Consider the following 19,670-nt stretch of genomic DNA (forward strand, 5'->3'; position numbering starts at 1 on the left):
TAAATCGTCAAAACGATTGCCGGCTCTGAATTACAGGCTAATTTGTTTGCCCAGCAGATGCACAATTAGCCCTAAAAATCTGATAGCTCTGATACCAAATTATTGAGATCAACTCTCATTAAGCTGGCGATCGCTGACTAGAGTGTGACACTTCATAATTCTTAGTAATCGCTAAAAGTCTTACTATACAAGGGCTAGAGCAACTTTTGATTTCAACGACTAGGGTGCGGAATGTGGGATGTAATTGTGAAGGAGGGTTAAATTTATGGCCATAATTACAGGAACTAATGGCAACGACATACTGTTTGGTACCTTTGACAACGACACCATCAATGGTGGCCTGGGTGCCGACACTATGGATGGTGGTGATGGCAACGACACCTACTTCGTGGACAATGTGGGCGATATCGTCAAGGAGGTCTTCGATGATGCCCCGGGTGGGACGGCTGATACGGTATTGGCCTCAGTCAGTTATTCTCTAGCACCGGGGACATTTGGTAACCAAGGATATGGGATTGAGAACTTGACCCTGACGGGGTTTGGCAATATCAACGCTACTGGCAATAGCAAAAACAACATCCTCACGGGCAACATCCGCAACAATGTCCTCAATGGTGGCCTTGGCAACGATACCATCAATGGTGGCCTTGGCAACGACACCCTCGATGGTGGTGTTGGTGTTGACTCGATGGATGGTGGTGATGGCAACGACACCTACTTCGTGGACAATGTGGGCGATATCGTCAAGGAGGTCTTCGATGATGCCCCGGGTGGGACGGCTGATACGGTATTGGCCTCAGTCAGTTATTCTCTAGCACCGGGGACATTTGGTAACCAAGGATATGGGATTGAGAACTTGACCCTGACGGGGTTTGGCAATATCAACGCTACTGGCAATAGCAAAAACAACATCCTCACGGGCAACGCCTCGGCCAACACGTTCTTCGGCACCGCTGGCAACGACACGATTAATGGTGGTGCCGGCTTCGATACGGCCAACTACAGCGCTCTGAGCAATGTCGTCACTTTGGGTGCCTTCGGGGTGTTGAACAAGGGAGCGCTGGGTACCGACACCTTGATTGCCGTGGAATCCATTGTGGGCAGCAGCCTGCTGGGCGACACGGTGGATCACAGCGGCGCCAGCGTGGCTCTCGCCACGGGAAGGGTGACCAACCTCGCCACCGGCGTGGTGACGGTGAACGGCACGGCTGCGCCGCTGCCCTTGACCTTCCAGGTGAGCCAGTTTGAAAACGTCATCGGCAGCAGCTTTGCCGACACGATCACGGGCAACAGCGACAACAATATCCTCAATGGCGGTGCTGGCAACGACAGCATCAATGGCGGTGCTGGCAACGACAGCATCAATGGCGGTGCTGGCAACGACAGCATCAATGGCGGTGCTGGCAATGACACCCTGATTGGCGGCGCTGGCAATGACACCCTGACTGGTGATGCTGGTGCCGATAAGTTCCGCTTCAATTTCCTCTCCGAGAAAGTTGATACTATCCAAGACTTTTCCCGGCCAGAAGGAGACAAAATTGAAGTTAGCAAATCGGGTTTTGGAGCCACTTCTCTGAGTCAGATCAGTTACAACGCAGGGACTGGATCACTTTCATTTTTGGGGACCGAGTTTGCCAAGATAGCAAACCTTCCAGCTGGTTTTGCGGTTTCTCTTGACGTAGTTCTTATTTAGTGAACCTAGAAACGCTATATATCAAAATTGAGTCATGGATGGAGCCGAAACTTCCTCGCATGACTCAATTTCTTTTTCAACCAGATTTTGGAATACCAGCTATTAGTTGTTGAGCAACTGAAGTAAGGTGGGTATTGCCCACCCTATTGTTGTATGGATGTAAGTTGGATTGCAAGCTCCAGTTTTTAACCAGGGAACCAATCTTCATCAAGAATTTTCTCAATTGTCCAAGGACAGTCAACTGGTAAAGTTAATCCACTTTTGCGGCTCGCTTTTCCCAGAGCTTTTTGATAACAATAACCAAACCGTTCTAAGGCATGATTGTAGATTACCTTAGAGCGAAACAGCAAGCTCAATTCCAATCTGAAATTATCTATCTCGTCTGTCCAGTGGGGTAGGTAGTAAGGATGCTTCCAGTAGGCGTAAAGTAGCAGGTGACTGAGGAGTTGAATAAGAAAGCTTTCTGCTTTGTATTTGCGTTCATCAACCATTTCCTCTAATTCCTCGGCTAAAGTTTGCCAATCTAAAGTATTGCGATCAGGCGATCGCAGTTTTTCTGCCTGGTCTTGCAGCCAAGCTACATAGTCTTTCTCATATAGGGTTTCAGCCATTAATTTTACCTCTATACTAATCTTTTTTTATCCTATCAAAATATAGATCTCATTGTATAGCTCAAGCACCAAGAAAATGCTGGTTATTGAAATATTACATTCCATCATTCAGTCAATAGACCTCTCTTAAAACTGGCCATTTTTTAAAATTACAGGGTGAGCCTGATTGGTCAGAAAAAATTTACCGATACTTTTATGGGGAAACCTTTTTTGAATAATGAATGAAGTTTTTTTAGATACATATTTTGCGATCACCTTGTCTTCTGTCACCGATCAAAATCATCTACAGGCTGTTAAACTTGCCAATCAAATTGAGACTAATAGAACCCATTTAGTCCCAAGGTGATCTTGTTAGAAATAGGTAATGCGCTTTCTAAGCAAAAATTCAGGGCTCTTCTCGACTTGGTGTGATAATCAGTGCTTATCATTCGTAGGAGTCTTGCTAGGCAAGGCTTTGAAGACTATATTTCTGGAAAATTATCGGCTCTTCTCGACTTTGTGTGATAATTTTTGCTTATGGAATCGTGAAATGCTTACTGGGCAAGACTTTTAGGACTATTTTGCGGATATTCTATCAGTATAGACCTCGTTTCCACACAGAAACCAGAAGAGCCAATTATCCCTATTCTTCTTACTCCCACACAGAAACGAGAAGAGCCAATTCAGGGCAGCGGCAATCGAGCTTTTAGAAGCTCTCGAAACTGATCCAAGCATCGAAGTTGTTTTATTAACCAATAGCCTTGACAAATTAGCATTCGATTTGTTTAAGAATGGGGTTTAGTGGACTGTATATCATTGGTTGTAATGCAGGATCGAGGAATCTCTGACGCACTGACTGCCGATACTCATTTTCAACACAGTGCGGTATTAGGTTTTATTGAGGGGGTGTGAGACCGATGGGGGTGGGATATTAGGACAGAGGGGGTGGCTCGACCGCAGAGAGCGCTATAATTAATATTTAGATGCCTCCATGGCTAACTTGAAGTGAGAGTATATGTTTAAAGAAACTACTTATTTGCATAAGTTCAGTTATTTTCTTGGATTGGTTCGAGAGATTGGCGGCTGGGATTTCCTATACCGCTATGTAGTACGAGCATTTTATAAAATAACCAAGCTCAACCAGAAAATGGTTCTATTTAATAATGTAGAAATGATGCTGCCGTACGATAGTCGATTCGGAACGGAAATTTTCCTCAAGGGAAGCAAGTTGGATTGGGGATCTGAAATTATCCTTCATCGGTTCTTAGATATTAATAAAGACTTTATTGATGTTGGAGCTAATATTGGTTATTACAGTTTACTGGCTGCTCCTTTATCCAATCAGGTTTATGCCTTTGAACCCGATCCGAGAATGGTTGAACACTTAAAGAGAAATCTTTCCCAGTTTCAAAATTGTCATGTTCTAGAAGAAGCACTTTTTTCCGAGCCTGGCACCATGGATCTTAATTTAAACTCAATGCCTGAACTAAATTCGCTGGTCAGGCATAGTCCCCAAGAGAACAAGGTGACAGTCAAGGTAAATACTTTAGACAAATTGATGTCTGATTATCCGTTACTAAGTGTTTCCTGTATCAAAACAGATGCTGAAGGAGCAGACTTCGATATACTAATGGGTGGCAAAAATCTTCTAATTCGAGATCAACCTTTGGTCTTGTCGGAAATTTATCCAACAAAGAAGCTCCTTGAATTTATTAAATCTATTGAATTTACCTGTTTTGCTTTCGTCAAACCTAAGGATGAGGATGGAGCTAATTTACAACCAAAATTCATCAAGATTGAAACAAAACCGACCAACTCTCATATTAAAATGATTTTCTTAGTTCCTAATCGGCTCTTGTCAAGGTTTGAAGAGCTAAAAGATGTCTAACACTGCTTATTCCTAGTAGTGCGATGCCGAAGGCACTGCATAGCAGTACGCCATCGCTGTAGAGTGCGTTCCCTGATGTGGCTCCTACTGCCACACCGATAGATTTTTGGGAACGCACCATGCTCATTCATTCGAGCAAGTGATTACAAGCTATACTTTAGAAGGTCATAATCTGAGATTTATTAAACTTCTGAAATGGTAGAGTGAGCAAGGAATCAAGTTCTTTTTTATGTTTCCGATGGGAATCATTCAGACAGAGAATCCCAACGATGGCACTGTTGAAGATATCGAACTAGGAATCCCGCTCGGACAAGCTGAAAAAGTTTACCGTAAAGCGACGTTACCCGTGTGCAACTATATCTTTAGTCTTGATTTACAAGGCTCTCAGAAATCAGCCGAGATAAAGTATCCTCGGGAACCCTGATTCTGTCCCTATTTAACCCCAGTTCGGGTTACTATAGCTAATTTTTGGCTGTTAGCAATTATAGCTCTCAAAAGGGGGTGGGAATGATGAGATCAAGTTTATTTTCGGTCTGAGGATGACGAAAAGATAATTGTTTAGCGTGTAGGTGTAAACGGTCGGACTGCTTACCATTGTACAAGCGATCGCCTAAAATTCCTATCCCTAATCCCTGTTGACTATGAACACGAATTTGATGGGTTCTTCCCGTGTAGGGAATAAATTCTAGCCGAGAATAATTGCCTTCTTTACCGACAACTTTAAAATAGGTTTGACTAGCTTTCCCCCTTTGCCAGTCCACAGTTTGATAGGGTCGATTTTGCGGATTTCCCCAGAGAGGTAGGTCAATTATGCCTGATTCTCGCTCAATAATTTCTGATAATATAGCTTCGTAGATTTTCTCCACTTCTCGCCGTTGAAATTGTTGGGATAAACAACGATAAATATCTAAACTTTTAGCTAGTAATAATATACCAGAAGTTTCTCGGTCTAAACGATGAACGGGAATGAGATTTTTTCCCTGACGACGAAAACGATTGACCACAGCATCTTGACTATCTTGATAACGTCCTGCTACCGATAATAATCCCGCGGGTTTATTAATAGCAATTATTCCCTCGTCTTCGTAGATAATTTCTAGAGATAAACGTAAACCAGAGAGTAAAAAACCCATGAGAGGTTGACATCTTTCTTGACAAGCGCCATAAAATTCTCCCTGTTTTCTATCTCGATTCGATTCTCCCCACCAAAATTCGGCCATGGCGACAGGTTTTAATCCTTTCATGGCGGCATAATTTAATAATTTCGGGGCGCAACATTCCCCTGTTCCCGTCGGTAACAAATTACTGCCCATCAATTTAGCCAAGGAGAGAGATTGTCCAGAAAAGTTGTTTAAACAGTAGGATTGATACAGCAATTCCTGTAACTGTTTGGAGAGGTTCCTACGCTGTTGCTTAAGTTCAATAATTCTCTGATTGGCGAAGTTTATTTTCTCAATTAAGGGTTTTAAAACTTGTTTTTGTTCCTGTTTTAATTGCTTTCTTTCTCTTTTTTCCTGACGACTGATATTATTTAATTTTTCTAATTCTTCTGGGTTTAAATCTCCTAAATTTCTTAACCTATCTCGTTCCTGTTTATGGTTTTGATGTTGTTGCTGTAAAGCTTGTATTTTACGCTCAAAATTTGCTTGATTGAGTCGATATAAATTATGTTCGGGAATTGATTGTAGGTCAATAATTTCCTGTTTAATTGTTTCTAAAAGTTGTAAAACTCGCTCTTCCTCCCGAATAATTTTTTCTCTCCCCACTAGGGACGGAACCCAGCCAGCAGCTTCTCCCTGTCCAGAAAAAGCTTTTAAAATTTCTATTTCGCCAGCAGCATTTTCTCCTAACAAAATTCCATACATTTTACCTTCAGGATTGGTGATAGTTGTCATCAAATCTTGGGCAATTTTTTCAGCCAAAAGAGTGCGGGGCAAGCGCAATAACTCGCCCGTTTCGCGACAAATTCCTTGATAATAATAAGTAACTTCCTTCACTATTTAAGAACAGGAAAAGGGGCCAGAGATACCCCTAAGAAAAACAATTGGCAAAGAAATCAATAGTTTCCTGTAAAGCGACAATAAAGCGATCGATTTCTTCTCGGGTATTATAAAAATATAGACTTGCCCGCGCGCTGCCGGAAGCATCAAAAAAGCGGTGTAGAGGTTGGGTACAGTGATGACCGGAGCGAATAGCGATTCCTTCCTGGTCTAATAAAGTGGCTAAATCACTAGCATGAATCCCTTCCACATTAAAGGCGGCTAAACTAGCCCGACCTTGGCCTGTTAAACTAGGTGGCGGCCCGTAAATTCTTAAACCCTCAATTTCTCCTAATTTTTTGAACAAATGGGCGGTTAATTCTTCTTCGTAGGCATGAATATTATCCATCCCTAAACCCCTTAAATATTCTACCGCAGCACCGAGGGCAATCGCTTCGCCAATAGCGGGGGTTCCAGCTTCAAATTTGTGGGGCAGTTCGGCACAGGTAAAATGGTCTAAATAGACTTCCGCAATCATTTCGCCACCACCAAAAAAGGGCGGCATTGCCTCTAAAATCGCCTCTTTGCCGTACAAAAATCCAATACCGGTGGGGGCGCACATTTTATGACCACTAGCCACCAACCAATCACAATCTATGGCCTGCACATCAATGGCTAAATGGGGGACACTTTGACAGGCATCAATTAATACTTTCGCCCCGACTTGATGGGCAAGGCTGACTATTTCGGCAACGGGATTAATACAGCCTAATGTATTAGAAACATGAAGGACAGCAACTAATTTAGTTTTGTCAGATAACAAAGATTTATATTGTTCTAAATCAAAGCTTTCGTCGCTGGTTAACTGCACATATTTAATCACTGCCCCCGTCTTTTGGCAGACAATTTGCCAGGGGATTAAATTACTGTGGTGTTCCATGACCGAGAGAATAATTTCATCCCCTGCTTTCAGGGTATTTAATGCCCAACTGTAGGCGACTAAATTAATCGCTTCCGTGGCGTTGCGAGTATAGACAATTTCCTGACGAGAAGCGGCATTAATAAACCTAGCCACCTTATCTCTGGCCCCTTCGTAGGCTTCCGTTGCCCGGACACTTAAAGTATGCGCCCCCCGATGCACATTAGCGTTATCTTTTTCGTAATAGTTTCGCAGGGTTTCTAATACTTGAATGGGTTTTTGGGAAGTGGCGGCACTATCGAGATAGATAAGGGGTTTATCGTGTACGGTTTGATGGAGGATAGGGAAATCGGCGCGGACTTTTTGGGCGAGGGTTTTTTCTTGGATAATTGTCATTTTAGTCAGGAGTCAGAGGGGTACTTTGGGCAGGTTGACACCCACCCCGGTAGAGTTATTCCACACTGCGACAGGCGACGCATTGCCCCAATCTTTGGCGGAGGGATTCTAGAGGAATTTTAGCTAAAATCTCGGCCGAGAAAGCATCAATTAACAAACTGCGGGCGGTGTCGGTGCTTAAGCCCCGGCTTTGCAGATAGAATAAATCATCGGCTTCCAGTTGGCTAACGGTTGCCCCGTGGGAACATTTGACGTTATCGGCGGTAATTTGTAATTCGGGTTTGGTGTTGACTCGTGCCTTGTTAGAAATTAACAAATTCCGATTTAACTGGGAGGCGTTGGTTAATTGGGCGGGTTTGGGAACAAACACTTTACCATTAAAGATAGCGTGAGCGCTACCATCAACTATACATTTATGCAGTTGGTTGGCGATGCCGTGGGGATGGTTGAGATAGATGGCGCTGTGGGTATCGGTGGTTTGTTGTCCAGTAATCATGGCTAATCCGTGCAGATTTGTCTCGGTTTGTTCTCCTTTTTGCAGGATATCGAGGTTATGACGGCAGAGTTTAGCTCCTAGATTTATCTCGTTGAGAGTGTAACGGCTATCGCGCCCTTGTTCAATTATCGTGCGTCCGATGTGAAAACCATCTCCCGATTCCCGTTGTACTCTGGTATGGATGACCTCGGCGTTGGCTTCGAGGTAAATTTCCGTGACAGCGTTGGTGAAATAAGAGTAATTTACAGGTAAATCGGAGCAATATTCGGCTAAAGCCCCGTAGTTCTCAATAATATTGACACTGGCTCCCGTTTCCGCCACGATTAGGCTATGGGGCTGATAAAAGCGGGGAATTTCCTCCACAACGGTGATAAATAAGAGATGTATGGGAGTTGTGACGACGGTGTTAGCGGTGACGTGAATTACTGCCCCATCGCTTAGTCCAGCTTGGTTGAGTGCGGTAAAAAATTCGGGGGTTTTTTCTTTCCCTAGATAGTTGACAAGAACATCTTTTTGTGCATTGGCAAGATTGCTGACGCTGACACCAGGGGGTAAAGCGGAGATATCGGACAATTCAGGCTGATAAATGCCGTTAACGAAGACTATACGGCTGTTTTTGGCTTCGGGCAGCAAAAAGGTAGCGAGGGCATTTTTATCGATTGTAACGGTTTGGGGAGCGCGAAAATCGATCGCCCAGAGTTGACTTAAATCGGTGAATTGCCATTCTTCGTCTTTTCTGCCAGGGATGGCTAATTCGTGAGCTTTACTGGCTCCCGATTCTCTTAATTCGAGAATTTTACTGTTATCGACAGTGGGAACCGTTTCTCGCGACAATTTTAACAATAATTCTCCTGATTGTTCAGGTTTCGTGATTATGGCTGTCATTGGTAGGAGGGTGTGGGGTGTAGGGTGTGGGGTGTAGGGTGTGGGGTGTGGGGTGTAGGGTGTGGGGTGTGGGGTGTAGGGTGTGGGGTGTGGGGTGTAGGGTGTGGGGTGTGGGGAGAATAAGTAAAAATAATCTCCTGACTCCTGCCTCCTGACTCCTGACTCCCCAGACTACTGATAACTGATAGCTAGATTACTTAACGGCTAATAATTGTTCGTCGAGGAAATCGTAGCCAGTTCTTTCTAATTCGAGAGCTAATTCTTTACCGCCACTGGTGACAATGCGCCCATCGTACATAACATGAATAACATCGGGTTCAATGTAGTTGAGCAGACGCTGATAGTGGGTGATAAGTAAAAAAGCGTTATCGGGAGTAGCTAAGTGATTGACTCCCTGGGCAACAATTCGCAAAGCATCGATGTCTAAACCGGAGTCAATTTCATCGAGAATTCCTAAAGTAGGTTCTAATAAAGCCATTTGTAGGATTTCATTACGTTTTTTCTCACCACCGGAGAAACCTTCGTTTAAACTTCTGCCAAGAAAGCTAGGATTCATCTGGACAACTTCTAGTTTTTTCTCGACTAATTCCTCAAAGTCAAAACTATCTAATTCTTCCGAGCCTAGATATTTTTGTCGGGCATTGTAGGCAACGCGAAGAAAATCGAGGTTACTAACGCCGGGGATTTCTAGGGGATATTGGAATGCGAGAAAGATACCCATAAGCGCTCGTTCATCGGGTTCTTTGTCTAAAAGGTTTTCGCCTTTATAAATTATTTCTCCCCCAGTTACTTCATAATCGGGATGTCCAGCGATTACTTTTGAAAAGGTGCTTTTTCCTGAGCCATTGCGCCCCATAATTGCGTGGGTTTCACCTGCTTTAATTTCGAGGTTAACTCCTTTAAGAATCTGATTTCCATCAATACTAGCGGTTAGATTTTTTACCGATAAAATTACTTCACTCATGAGATGTTTTTCTAGAACAAAAATATTAGTTTTGGTGGTTGACGGCGAATCATCAATTGATGGATAAATTGTCTTAGCTTTTGGTGGGTTACGGCTATCGCCTAACTTAGCTTTTGGTGGGTTACGGCTATCGCCTAACTTAGCTTTTGGTGGGTTACGGCTATCGCCTAACCCACCCTACTTTACTACTTTACTGATTATCCGACGGTTCCTTCTAGCTTGAGACTGAGGAGTTTATCAGCTTCAGCGGCGAATTCCATCGGTAATTTACTGAGGACATCCTTACAGAAACCACTGACTAACATAGAGACAGCATCTTCTTCGGAAATACCCCGTTGTGCGAAGTAGAATAATTGGTCTTCACCGATTTTAGAAGTAGAAGCTTCGTGTTCTACTTTAGCACTGTTGTTATCCACCTGAATATAGGGAAAGGTGTTAGCTTCAGCATTATCTCCAATCAGCATAGAATCACACTGGGAGTAATTTCTTGCTCCCTTGGCTTTCGGTCCCATTTTCACTAAACCGCGATAACTATTTTGGGAGTTACCCGCAGAAATTCCCTTAGAAATAATCGTACTCTTGGTGTTGCGGCCAATGTGAATCATTTTCGTACCTGTATCGGCCTGTTGTTTGTTATTAGTTAGGGCAATTGAGTAGAATTCCCCGACGGAATTATCGCCGACTAAGACACAACTGGGATACTTCCAAGTAATTGCCGAACCAGTTTCCACCTGCGTCCAAGAAATCTTAGAATTAACTCCTTTACACAGACCCCGTTTAGTGACGAAATTGTAAATACCTCCCTTCCCATTGGCATCGCCAGCGTACCAATTTTGTACCGTCGAATATTTAATATCCGCATTATCGAGGGCGACTAATTCCACGACGGCGGCATGAAGTTGATTACTATCGTACATCGGAGCAGTGCAACCTTCTAAATAACTTACCGATGCCCCTTCCTCAGCGACAATTAAAGTTCTTTCAAATTGTCCCGTCTCACCGTTATTAATCCGAAAATAGGTGGACAATTCCATCGGACAGACGACACCTTTGGGTATAAAAACAAAGGAACCATCGCTAAAAACGGCCGAATTAAGAGCGGCAAAATAATTATCACCCACGGGGACTACACTGCCGAGATATTTCTGCACTAAGTCGGGATGTTCCTGTAAAGCTTCCGAAATAGAACAGAAGATAACCCCCTGTTCTGCTAGTTTTTCTTTAAAAGTTGTGGCGATAGAAACGCTGTCAAAGATAGCATCGACGGCCACGTTAGACAGGCGTTTTTGTTCCGAAAGGGGAATGCCTAATTTTTCAAAGGTTTCGATTAAAGTGGGGTCAACTTCTTCCAGACTGTTGAGTTTTTCTTTTTTCTGTTTGGGTGCAGAGTAGTAGATAATATTTTGATAATCAATGGCAGGATAGGAAACGTGCGGCCAACTGGGTTCGGTCATCTTTTGCCATTGATGGTAGGCCCGGAGACGAAAATCGAGCATGAATTCCGGTTCCTTCTTTTTCGCTGAAATTAGGCGAATAATCTCCTCATTTAAACCGCGGGGGATGGTTTCCGATTCGATATCGGTGATGAAACCGTACTTGTAGGGTTGGTTAACGAGATTTTTAACGGTGGTTGCACTCATGGGGGTTAGTGTTCTCTCTACGCGGTAGGCAGGGGAGGCAGTTAAACAACAATAAAGTTGTTTAAATTGATTATATAATAGATTAACAACAAAGCTGTTGTCAAAGTCACGGAAAATTTCAGAGGATGCTGGTAAACCTCTGTTATTCAGGTTACTCTGTAGGGGTAATTGGCCGCTCCTTGACCCTCAGCAATTGTACGCTAAAGCCTCTGTTTTTGGTATCATGACCACGACTCAACCCGCCTCGACGAAAGACGATATTCTGCAATATTTGCTCAAAAACGGTCAATCTACCGCCCAAGACTTGGCTGAGGAGTTAAGTATTAGTCCGCAAGCGACGCGCCGCCATCTTAAGGATTTGGAGGAGGAAGGACTGATAGAATATTTTGCCGTACAAAATAAGATAGGACGGCCCCAGCACATTTATCGTCTCAGTCGTCAAGGTCGTGGCCGTTTTCCCCATAATTACGATAATTTCGCCGTTTCTTTCCTCAATACTCTCGTGGAGACGGTGGGAGAGCAACAGGTGGGGGAAATTCTCAAAAAACAGTGGCAACGCAAAGCGGCAGAATATCAATTGCGCCTCGGGAAGGGGTCTTTAGGGGAAAGAATGAGAAAATTGCTGGAAATTCGCCAAGAGGAGGGTTATATGGCAGAATTAGTGGCACTGGAAGCAGAAAATAGTTATGTCCTGGCCGAGCATCATTGCGCTATTGCTGAGGTGGCTGGTTCTTATCCCAGTATCTGTGGCCATGAATTAGAAATGTTTGCGATGCTGCTTCCCGATTGTACGATCGAACGGACTCACTGGATCAATCAAGGTGAGCAACGATGTGGTTATCTAATTAAGTGCAAGGGATGACAGAGAAAGATTAGTTATCTCTAGACTACCAGCTGCTGTTCCGGCGTTCCCTAAAACCAGAGATTTCCTACCTTGCCATTAAGACAACTGCTATAAGAAAATAGTCATCGAAAATTTGGGTCTGAAACCCCGTCGTTCTACGACGGCTTTACTGTTAAATATGAGCATCGTTTACGAAATATATGCTAAAATGTGAGGTATGGAAAAAGCCTATTCGTTTCGATTTTACCCCACACCCGAACAAGAGTCGCTATTGCGGCGCACTTTGGGCTGTGTAAGATTAGTTTACAACAAAGCTCTCCACGAACGAACACAAGCTTGGTACGAAAAGCAAGAAAGAGTAGGCTACGCTCAAACTTCTTCAATGTTGACTGAGTGGAAAAAACAAGAAGAATTAGACTTTTTAAACGAAGTAAGCTGTGTACCTTTACAACAAGGGTTAAGACACCTACAAACAGCTTTTACTAATTTCTTTGCTGGTCGGACTAAGTATCCTAACTTTAAGAAAAAACATCAAGGAGGAAGTGCCGAATTTACCAAATCTGCTTTTAAGTTCAAAGACAAACAAATCTATTTAGCTAAATGCACAGAACCTTTACCTATTCGATGGTCAAGACAAATACCAGAAAGCTGTGAACCAAGCACAGTAACAGTCAGATTACATCCTTCTGGACGTTGGCATATTTCAATAAGATTTGATGACCCAACGATTAAGCCTCTACCAGTAACAGATAAAGCCATCGGAATTGACTTAGGAATTAGTAGCCTCGTGATTACCAGCGATGGCGATAAAGTGTCTAATCCCAAGCATTTTAAAAAGCATTATCGGAGACTGCGAAAGGCCCAAAAAAGCCTTTCTAGAAAACAGAAAGGCTCAAAGAATCGAGAAAAGGCAAGAATCAAAGTAGCCAGAATTCACGCTCAAATCACGGATAGTAGAAAAGACCATTTACATAAGCTAACCACTCAATTAGTTCGTGAAAATCAAACGATTGTAGTTGAGAATTTAGCTGTCAAGAATATGGTCAAAAACCCGAAATTATCTCAGGCAATATCTGACGTTAGTTGGGGTGAAATCACCCGACAATTAGCCTATAAATGCCGTTGGTATGGGAGAAACTACATCGAAATAGATAGATGGTTTCCTAGTTCTAAACGGTGCAGTAATTGCGGGTATATTGCTGAGAAAATGCCGTTAAATGTTCGAGAGTGGGACTGTCCGAACTGTGGGACTCACCATGACCGAGATATTAACGCCAGTAAAAATATTTTGGCCGCAGGGCTTGCGGTGTCAGTCTGTAGAGCGACCATAAGACCAGAACAGAGTAAATCTGTTAAGGCAGGTGCGAAAAATCCTTCGGGAAAGAAGCAGAAACCTAAATCGTGAGGTTTGGGAATCACCGTCCGTTTACGGCGGTGAGGATGTCAACGGATAGCCAGTCGTCTAGAAATTAGTGCCTAAAAAGCTTGACATATAGACAATTATTTCCTAAGATGAACTTGTTTTTTACAACAATACAGCGTTTCTCAGATACATGAGGTTCATTCTTGCATCTGAAATACTTGATTAGCAAGGATTAGTCTCTGCTTCGCCTTTACCAGAAAGGCTGTAACTAATATGAACAACAATCAAGACTTGAACGACTAAATTAGTCAAAAAAATCTGATAATTATGTTAAAACAACCTTCATTTTTTATTGTTGGCGCACCAAAATCTGGAACCACGGCTCTTTGTAAATATCTGAGTAGACATCCTCAAATTTTTATCCCAGCAGAAAAAGAACTCAGATATTTTAATAGTAATGATCCTGTTTTCACCTTAGAAAAATATCTCAATTTTTTTCGGGATGGACAGAAAATGATTTGTGGAGAAGGAACCCCCTCTTATCTAAGGAGTGAAACTGCCGCCGCTCGAATTTATGAATTCAATCCCGAGGCGAAAATTATTATTATGTTGCGCGAACCCGTGGCTTTACTCTATTCTTTTCATGCTCAACTGTTATGGGACGGCAGCTCGGAAGATGAGACAGATTTTTTAAAAGCACTTAATTTAGAAAATGAGCGCAGAGCAGGAAGATGTATACCAGAAAAGTGTTCAAATGTAGAAAAATTATTTTATAGAAATGTTGTCCAATTTACGGCACAAATTAAAAGATACTTGCGGTATTTTGACAAAAGTAAAATTCACATTATTATCTTTGATGATTTCGTCAACAAGACCGATGAATCTTATCGAGAAGTTCTCAGATTTTTAGAAGTAGAGTATAGTTTTACTACCACATTTAACTCAACTAATAGCCGAAAAAAGGTTCGTAGCTATTTTCTACAAGATCTGTATAAAAGACCACCAGCAAAATTACTAGAGATTGGTAAATATTTTATTCCTTTACCTCAAGAACAAAGAAGAGAACTCTTGAAGAAAATTAAAGACTATCTCAAAAAAACGAACAAGCAAGTCCTATCCAAAGACGAGAAAAAACTGCCCATTGATATCCATAAAGCCTTACAGCAGGAGTTCATTCCAGAAATACAGCAGTTAAGTCAGTTGATTGATAGAGATTTGAGTCATTGGCTCTTATAGCTGAACTTTCCCCCAAGAAAAATCACGAAAGCCTTCCCCCGAGGTAGTTGTATCGATTTTTGAACTAGCCGTTATCGGGTACAATCGACAAACAAGGCTTCCTTAAAAAATATTCGCTGAATAGTTCAGATACCTAACCTGCACCGCTGCCTAATAAAAATAAACTTAACAGGGTGCCACCATTCCAGAGACTATGAACCAACATCGAGGATAATAAATTTTTCGATCGGGTGTAAACAAAGCCAAGAACACAACCTAGGACGGTTAAAGGCAGCACTTCTGACAAATTTTGGTGAGCCAGGGCGAAAATCAAACTACTAAGAGCGATCGCAGCCCAGACGGGTAGATAACGAGTCAAAGAAGCTAGTAAAAAGCCGCGAAAGACAATTTCCTCGAAAAAAGGAGCGGCAAGGGAAGCAGTAAAGGCAAAACAGAGTAAAGCGAAGGTATTCTGGGATTCTAGAGCTAAAGTCAGCAGCGGGTTACTGCCCCCTTGTCCTTGCCAAATTAGTTGATTAAGCAAAGAAACGATAATAACGAGGGGTAAAGCGACGAAATAGCCGGCCAATCCCCAGAGAAGCCAAGGACTAAAGAGGTTAAAACGAAACCAATCGGGAGGTAAAGGGCGAAAAGGCTTGATCGCTAGGTATAAAACCGATAAACTGCTCACTGTTAAGGCTAAATAACTAACTACAACGTATATTGCTTTAGCTTCTAGGTTAAATTGTTCGGGATTGAGACTCAAGAAACTCGATAAAATCACGAAAATTACCGGTAAAACAATTTGTCCGACGAAAAAGAAACCGATAATTATTCCCCACCAGAGGGTTTCTCCTCCCCACTTAGTTTGCCAAGCGAGACTATCATCTAAAAAGAGCAGCGATCGCTGTTGACGGAGAAGCCACTGCACTAATAAAAAGATCAACAGCACAACACCGATTAAACCACCGATAAGAGGCAACAAAGCCAGTAAAATTAGTTTAATTAACGCATTAGCCGCCACTTCACTCTGTTCTTCCTCTAAAGCGAGTAAATCCTCTTGACGATTTTCGAGACTATATAATTTTTCCAGAATGGTATAACGAAACCATCCTTGAAAATTGCGCTCGATTCTCGCTTCAGCATCGGCAGCAATTTGGGGGGGGTCACTGTACAATCCCTCTAACAGCAGCGCATTTCGTAAAATAGCAGGCTTATAGTTCTTAAATTCTGATTTTTCCTTGATATCTTGCCAGATTTGCCGTGCTGAATCCAAGTCACCTTGACTAGCTTGAATGAGACTTAATTTTAGCTCTAAATCTTTTAAGGAATTGATTTCGCGCTCAAGAGATTTTTTTTGTTCGGGATTAACTGCTGATTTTTCTAGTTCGGTGATTGTTTTTTTGGCACTTTTCTGGGCTGATAAATACTGTTCCTCGGCAGTGGTATAAGGAGCTTCACCGATCAGGGAAGTTTGAATTAATTTAAGATTAGCAAATTCCTCGCTATTAGGGTCAGCATCGCTGCTGAGAGTCGTGGCTTGTAGATTGATATTGGTTTGATACAGTTGAATATTCGATTGGATTTGAGGCTGATTAACACTAGAAATTAAAGCTGTAACCACTGGAGTTAAAGCAATAATTGTTAAGAAAAAAGCGAGCGCTTGTTTGAGACTTTGCCAGGGGAGTTTTTTTGAGAAATTATCGAACATGAAAATAGTTAAGTGGGAGTTAGGGGTTAGGTGATGGGGTGATGGGGGTTGGGTAATAGGTGTTGGGGTTTTAGGGTTTTAGGATTTTAGGGTTTTAGTTGAAATTCCCCTATCCCCCCATTACCCTATTCCTCCATTTCCCTATCCCTAATCCCTATACCCTAATTATTAACTAACTACTTGAGAAAAAAGATTTTCGTATTGATCCAAAGTCTTTTCAAAGGCATAATTTTCCTCCGCGTATTGTCGTCCTTTTTCTCCTAGTATAGTTGCTAAATCTGGGTTTTTGTATAATTTTAAAATAGCCGTAGCTAATGCCTCTGGATCTTCAGGAGTAACCACCAAACCACCACCACTACGCTCGATCGCCCTAGCGGCGGTTCCATCGGCGGCAACAGAAGCAATAATAGCACGGCCACTAGCTAATAATACCTGAATTTTGGACGGCATATTAAAGGAAATAACGTTATGTTTTTGCATCACCATACCCACATCGGCGGCTGCTAACATTTCTGGTAATTTTTCCCGGGGTTGAAAGGGTAATAAAAGCACATTACTGGCCCCCTGTTGTTGGCGATACTTTTCTAGGCGATCGAGTGCTTCTTTTTTACCAACAATTACCACTTTAATCTCAGGGATGTCAACTAAGTAAACTGCAGCATCGATCAGGGTTTCTAGGGGTTGGGTTAGGGCAATATTGCCAGAATATAAAACAACAAATTTGCCCTCAAGATGATTTTCTTGGCGAAAATAATTATTGTTTTTCGGCAGAGGTTTAATAAAGCTTACATCCACCCAATTAGGAATTTCAATAATTTTCTGACTCGGCACATTTTTAGTTAGGAGATTTTTGGTAAAACCATCGGCAATAACCGAGATTTTGCTGGCAGTTTGATAGGCAAATTTTTCGAGACGACTAAAAACCTTAATCATTTTCTCATTAGTTAATAATCCCACATGAACTGCCGCATCGGGCAAAATATCCTGTAAATTTAGAATAATCGGTACCCCATATAATTTACTCAATAAAGCGGCGGGAACGCAAACGGGTAATCCGGGGACAGTTAAGAAAATTAGATCGGGTTTTTCACCCTTGAGAGCCTGAAAGAAACTCAAAAAAACAAAGCTCAATTCAAATAAAATTCGATTTTTTAAACTTCTTTGGGGACGCGCCCAGACGTAGGAACGTTGAATTTTAACACCATTTCGTTCTTCTTCTAGATAGATTTTTCCTCGGTATTCGGGATCGATTTCACTATTAGGATACCAAGGAAAAGCGGTTAAAACCCTGACTTGATGACCTCTTTTAACCAATCCTTCCGCTAATTCCGTCATCAGGGGAGCGATGCCGATCGGTTCGGGATAATAGTTATAAGAATAGAGCAAAATTCGCATAGGGATGGCAATTTGGTTGGGCGATTCAGTTTCATGATTTTATCAATAGTTACTGTTTTTTTGACAAATCAGATGCGCTTTTGTCAGGGATGACCCTAGAAAGAGGTTTGGCATCAGGTGAGGATTAGCGGTGAGAGATGCGGAAAAAAAGGGAAATTGGCTAATAAATTAATCCTCAAAACCCCTAACTATTCCCCCTTTTACCCCTGCCTAAATACTGACCCTTATTTTTCCCTTACCCGGTGGCCGATATCACGACGATAATAGATGCCCTGAAAGTGTATCCTTTTCACCGATTGATAGGCAAGTTCGATCGCCTGATTAAAATTAGCTCCCATAGCCGTGACACCCAAGACGCGGCCGCCATCGGTGAAGATATCGCCGTGTTTTAAAACCGTGCCGGCGTGGAAAACGATCGCTCCCGCGGTTTCAGCTGCCTTAATTCCAGTGATTAACTGGCCTTTTTCGTAGTGGTCGGGATAACCGGCAGACGCGGCCACCACACAAACGGCACTACCGGATCGCCATTGTAAAGAGGGGAAATCAGTTAATTTTTGTTGAGCGCAAGCCAGCAGCAGCGGTGCCAGGGGAGTTTCCAGTAGGGGTAAAACCGCTTGGGTTTCGGGATCGCCAAAACGACAGTTAAATTCGAGAACTTTTGGCTCTCCGGCGGGGGAAATCATTAAACCCGCGTAGAGGACTCCCCGATAGTCAATGCCGCGTTTTTGCAGGGTGGCGACGATGGGGGCGAGGATGTCTCGGTTTACCGCTTCGATAATGGCGGCGGTGGCTATGGGTGCGGGGGCATAAACTCCCATACCGCCGGTATTTTTGCCGGTATCGCCTTCACCGATCCGCTTGTGATCTTGGGCGGGTAGCAGGGAACGAAAACTGATCCCATCGGTGAGGGTGAGGATAGACACTTCTTCTCCCTCTAGGAATTCTTCCACCACCACTTTAGTAAAGCCACCGGTAAAAAGATCATCGATCGCTTCTAGGGCCGTATCTACGGTTTCGGCGACAATTACCCCTTTTCCTGCGGCTAATCCGTCAGCTTTCACCACAATTGGCGCTCCTTGCTCTCGGATATAAGTTTTTGCTAATTCTGCATCGGTAAAGGTTTCCGAGACGGCGGTGATAACTGCTGCTTCGCTCATTAATTCTTTTGCCCAGGATTTGCTCGATTCAATTAAGGCCCCGGTTTGTGTGGGGCCAAAAACGGCAATTTCTTGGCCGAGAAGATGATCGGTAATGCCGAGGGAGAGGGGATATTCTGGCCCGACAACCACGAGATCGACGCAATTTTCTCGGGCAAAGCGGCTAATTTCGGCAAAATCCTCCATTGCTATGGGGATATTTTCACATTGAGGTAAAATTGCCGTTCCCCCATTACCTGGAATACAGAACACTTGTTCTACTTCGGGCGATTGCAGCAGTTTCCAAGCCAAGGCGTGTTCTCGACCACCACTGCCGATAACGATAATTTTCACGGATAAACGCAGCCTGAATGACGATGGTTTAATTATCCCCTAGCTCCGGGTCACCATTGGCTAGAAGTTGAGATTACTTAACTTTTTAATCGATTTGACGGATTCAGGAGGCAGGATTCAGGATTCAGGATTCAGGAGTCAGGAGTCAGGAGATAGGAGATAGGAGATAGGAGATAGGAGATAGGAGATAGGAGTCAGGAGA

Annotated in this window: 15 protein-coding genes and 1 pseudogene; 6 read left to right on the forward strand and 10 right to left on the reverse strand. The window is 42.9% G+C overall.

Translation table 11 applies throughout. The features are described from left to right. Nucleotides 1–265 precede the first annotated feature (265 nt). Nucleotides 266–1,693 carry a calcium-binding protein gene (locus MAE_RS10020; RefSeq protein WP_125730126.1) on the forward strand — a complete coding sequence of 476 codons (1,428 nt, stop codon included), beginning with the start codon at nucleotides 266–268 and terminating at the stop codon, nucleotides 1,691–1,693. A gap of 185 nt (nucleotides 1,694–1,878) precedes the next feature. On the opposite strand, the gene MAE_RS10025 is transcribed toward MAE_RS10020, so the two are convergent. Then, nucleotides 1,879–2,304, reverse strand: a complete 426-nt coding sequence (locus tag MAE_RS10025) for a DUF29 domain-containing protein (protein WP_012265473.1) — start codon at nucleotides 2,302–2,304, stop codon at nucleotides 1,879–1,881. A 994-nt stretch (nucleotides 2,305–3,298) separates the two neighbouring features. On the opposite strand from MAE_RS10025, the gene MAE_RS10035 reads away from it, so the two are divergent. Continuing rightward, a complete protein-coding gene (locus MAE_RS10035) occupies nucleotides 3,299–4,171 on the forward strand; it encodes an FkbM family methyltransferase (protein ID WP_012265476.1) in 873 nt (290 codons plus the stop codon). A gap of 157 nt (nucleotides 4,172–4,328) precedes the next feature. On the opposite strand, the pseudogene MAE_RS31975 reads toward MAE_RS10035, so the two are convergent. Then, a pseudogene (locus tag MAE_RS31975) lies at nucleotides 4,329–4,463 on the reverse strand (IS630 family transposase); the annotation flags it as partial. On the opposite strand from MAE_RS31975, the gene MAE_RS10040 reads away from it, so the two are divergent. Continuing rightward, nucleotides 4,410–4,595: a hypothetical protein gene (locus MAE_RS10040; protein ID WP_231859760.1), complete on the forward strand. Its 186-nt coding sequence runs from the start codon at nucleotides 4,410–4,412 to the stop codon at nucleotides 4,593–4,595. The pseudogene MAE_RS31975 and the gene MAE_RS10040 overlap by 54 nt on opposite strands. A gap of 67 nt (nucleotides 4,596–4,662) precedes the next feature. On the opposite strand, the gene MAE_RS10045 is transcribed toward MAE_RS10040, so the two are convergent. From MAE_RS10045 to sufB, 5 genes are all read right to left on the reverse strand, one after another. Continuing rightward, nucleotides 4,663–6,168 carry an RluA family pseudouridine synthase gene (locus MAE_RS10045; RefSeq protein ID WP_012265478.1) on the reverse strand — a complete coding sequence of 502 codons (1,506 nt, stop codon included), beginning with the start codon at nucleotides 6,166–6,168 and terminating at the stop codon, nucleotides 4,663–4,665. A 34-nt stretch (nucleotides 6,169–6,202) separates the two neighbouring features. After that, nucleotides 6,203–7,465: a SufS family cysteine desulfurase gene (locus MAE_RS10050; RefSeq protein ID WP_002796790.1), complete on the reverse strand. Its 1,263-nt coding sequence runs from the start codon at nucleotides 7,463–7,465 to the stop codon at nucleotides 6,203–6,205. A 55-nt stretch (nucleotides 7,466–7,520) separates the two neighbouring features. Next, a complete protein-coding gene (sufD, locus tag MAE_RS10055; protein WP_002796788.1) occupies nucleotides 7,521–8,846 on the reverse strand; it encodes a Fe-S cluster assembly protein SufD in 1,326 nt (441 codons plus the stop codon). Nucleotides 8,847–9,039: 193 nt separating this feature from the next. Continuing rightward, a complete protein-coding gene (sufC, locus tag MAE_RS10060) occupies nucleotides 9,040–9,810 on the reverse strand; it encodes a Fe-S cluster assembly ATPase SufC (protein ID WP_002778368.1) in 771 nt (256 codons plus the stop codon). Nucleotides 9,811–10,007: 197 nt separating this feature from the next. Next, complete coding sequence (sufB, locus tag MAE_RS10065) at nucleotides 10,008–11,450, reverse strand: Fe-S cluster assembly protein SufB (protein ID WP_002783201.1); 1,443 nt, start codon at nucleotides 11,448–11,450, stop codon at nucleotides 10,008–10,010. 223 nt (nucleotides 11,451–11,673) lie between these two features. Between sufB and sufR the strand changes: the two genes are divergently transcribed. From sufR to MAE_RS10080, 3 genes are all read left to right on the forward strand, one after another. Then, nucleotides 11,674–12,312 carry an iron-sulfur cluster biosynthesis transcriptional regulator SufR gene (gene sufR, locus MAE_RS10070; RefSeq protein WP_012265479.1) on the forward strand — a complete coding sequence of 213 codons (639 nt, stop codon included), beginning with the start codon at nucleotides 11,674–11,676 and terminating at the stop codon, nucleotides 12,310–12,312. Nucleotides 12,313–12,511: 199 nt separating this feature from the next. Next, the gene (locus MAE_RS10075) at nucleotides 12,512–13,699 is read left to right on the forward strand and encodes an RNA-guided endonuclease InsQ/TnpB family protein (RefSeq protein WP_012265480.1); all 1,188 of its coding nucleotides are present in this window, start codon (nucleotides 12,512–12,514) and stop codon (nucleotides 13,697–13,699) included. A 285-nt stretch (nucleotides 13,700–13,984) separates the two neighbouring features. Continuing rightward, nucleotides 13,985–14,893, forward strand: coding sequence for a sulfotransferase family protein (locus tag MAE_RS10080; RefSeq protein WP_012265481.1), 909 nt, complete (start codon nucleotides 13,985–13,987; stop codon nucleotides 14,891–14,893). Nucleotides 14,894–15,026: 133 nt separating this feature from the next. Here the strand turns inward: MAE_RS10080 and MAE_RS10085 are convergent, their stop codons facing one another. The 3 genes from MAE_RS10085 to purD form a co-directional block, all read right to left on the reverse strand. After that, nucleotides 15,027–16,583 carry a CPBP family intramembrane glutamic endopeptidase gene (locus MAE_RS10085; protein WP_012265482.1) on the reverse strand — a complete coding sequence of 519 codons (1,557 nt, stop codon included), beginning with the start codon at nucleotides 16,581–16,583 and terminating at the stop codon, nucleotides 15,027–15,029. 168 nt (nucleotides 16,584–16,751) lie between these two features. Further along, nucleotides 16,752–17,978, reverse strand: coding sequence for a glycosyltransferase family 4 protein (locus MAE_RS10090; protein WP_012265483.1), 1,227 nt, complete (start codon nucleotides 17,976–17,978; stop codon nucleotides 16,752–16,754). A 224-nt stretch (nucleotides 17,979–18,202) separates the two neighbouring features. Continuing rightward, a complete protein-coding gene (gene purD, locus MAE_RS10095) occupies nucleotides 18,203–19,468 on the reverse strand; it encodes a phosphoribosylamine--glycine ligase (RefSeq protein ID WP_012265484.1) in 1,266 nt (421 codons plus the stop codon). Nucleotides 19,469–19,670: the final 202 nt, after the last annotated feature.

The organism is Microcystis aeruginosa NIES-843 (assembly GCF_000010625.1).
Taxonomy (GTDB): domain Bacteria; phylum Cyanobacteriota; class Cyanobacteriia; order Cyanobacteriales; family Microcystaceae; genus Microcystis; species Microcystis aeruginosa.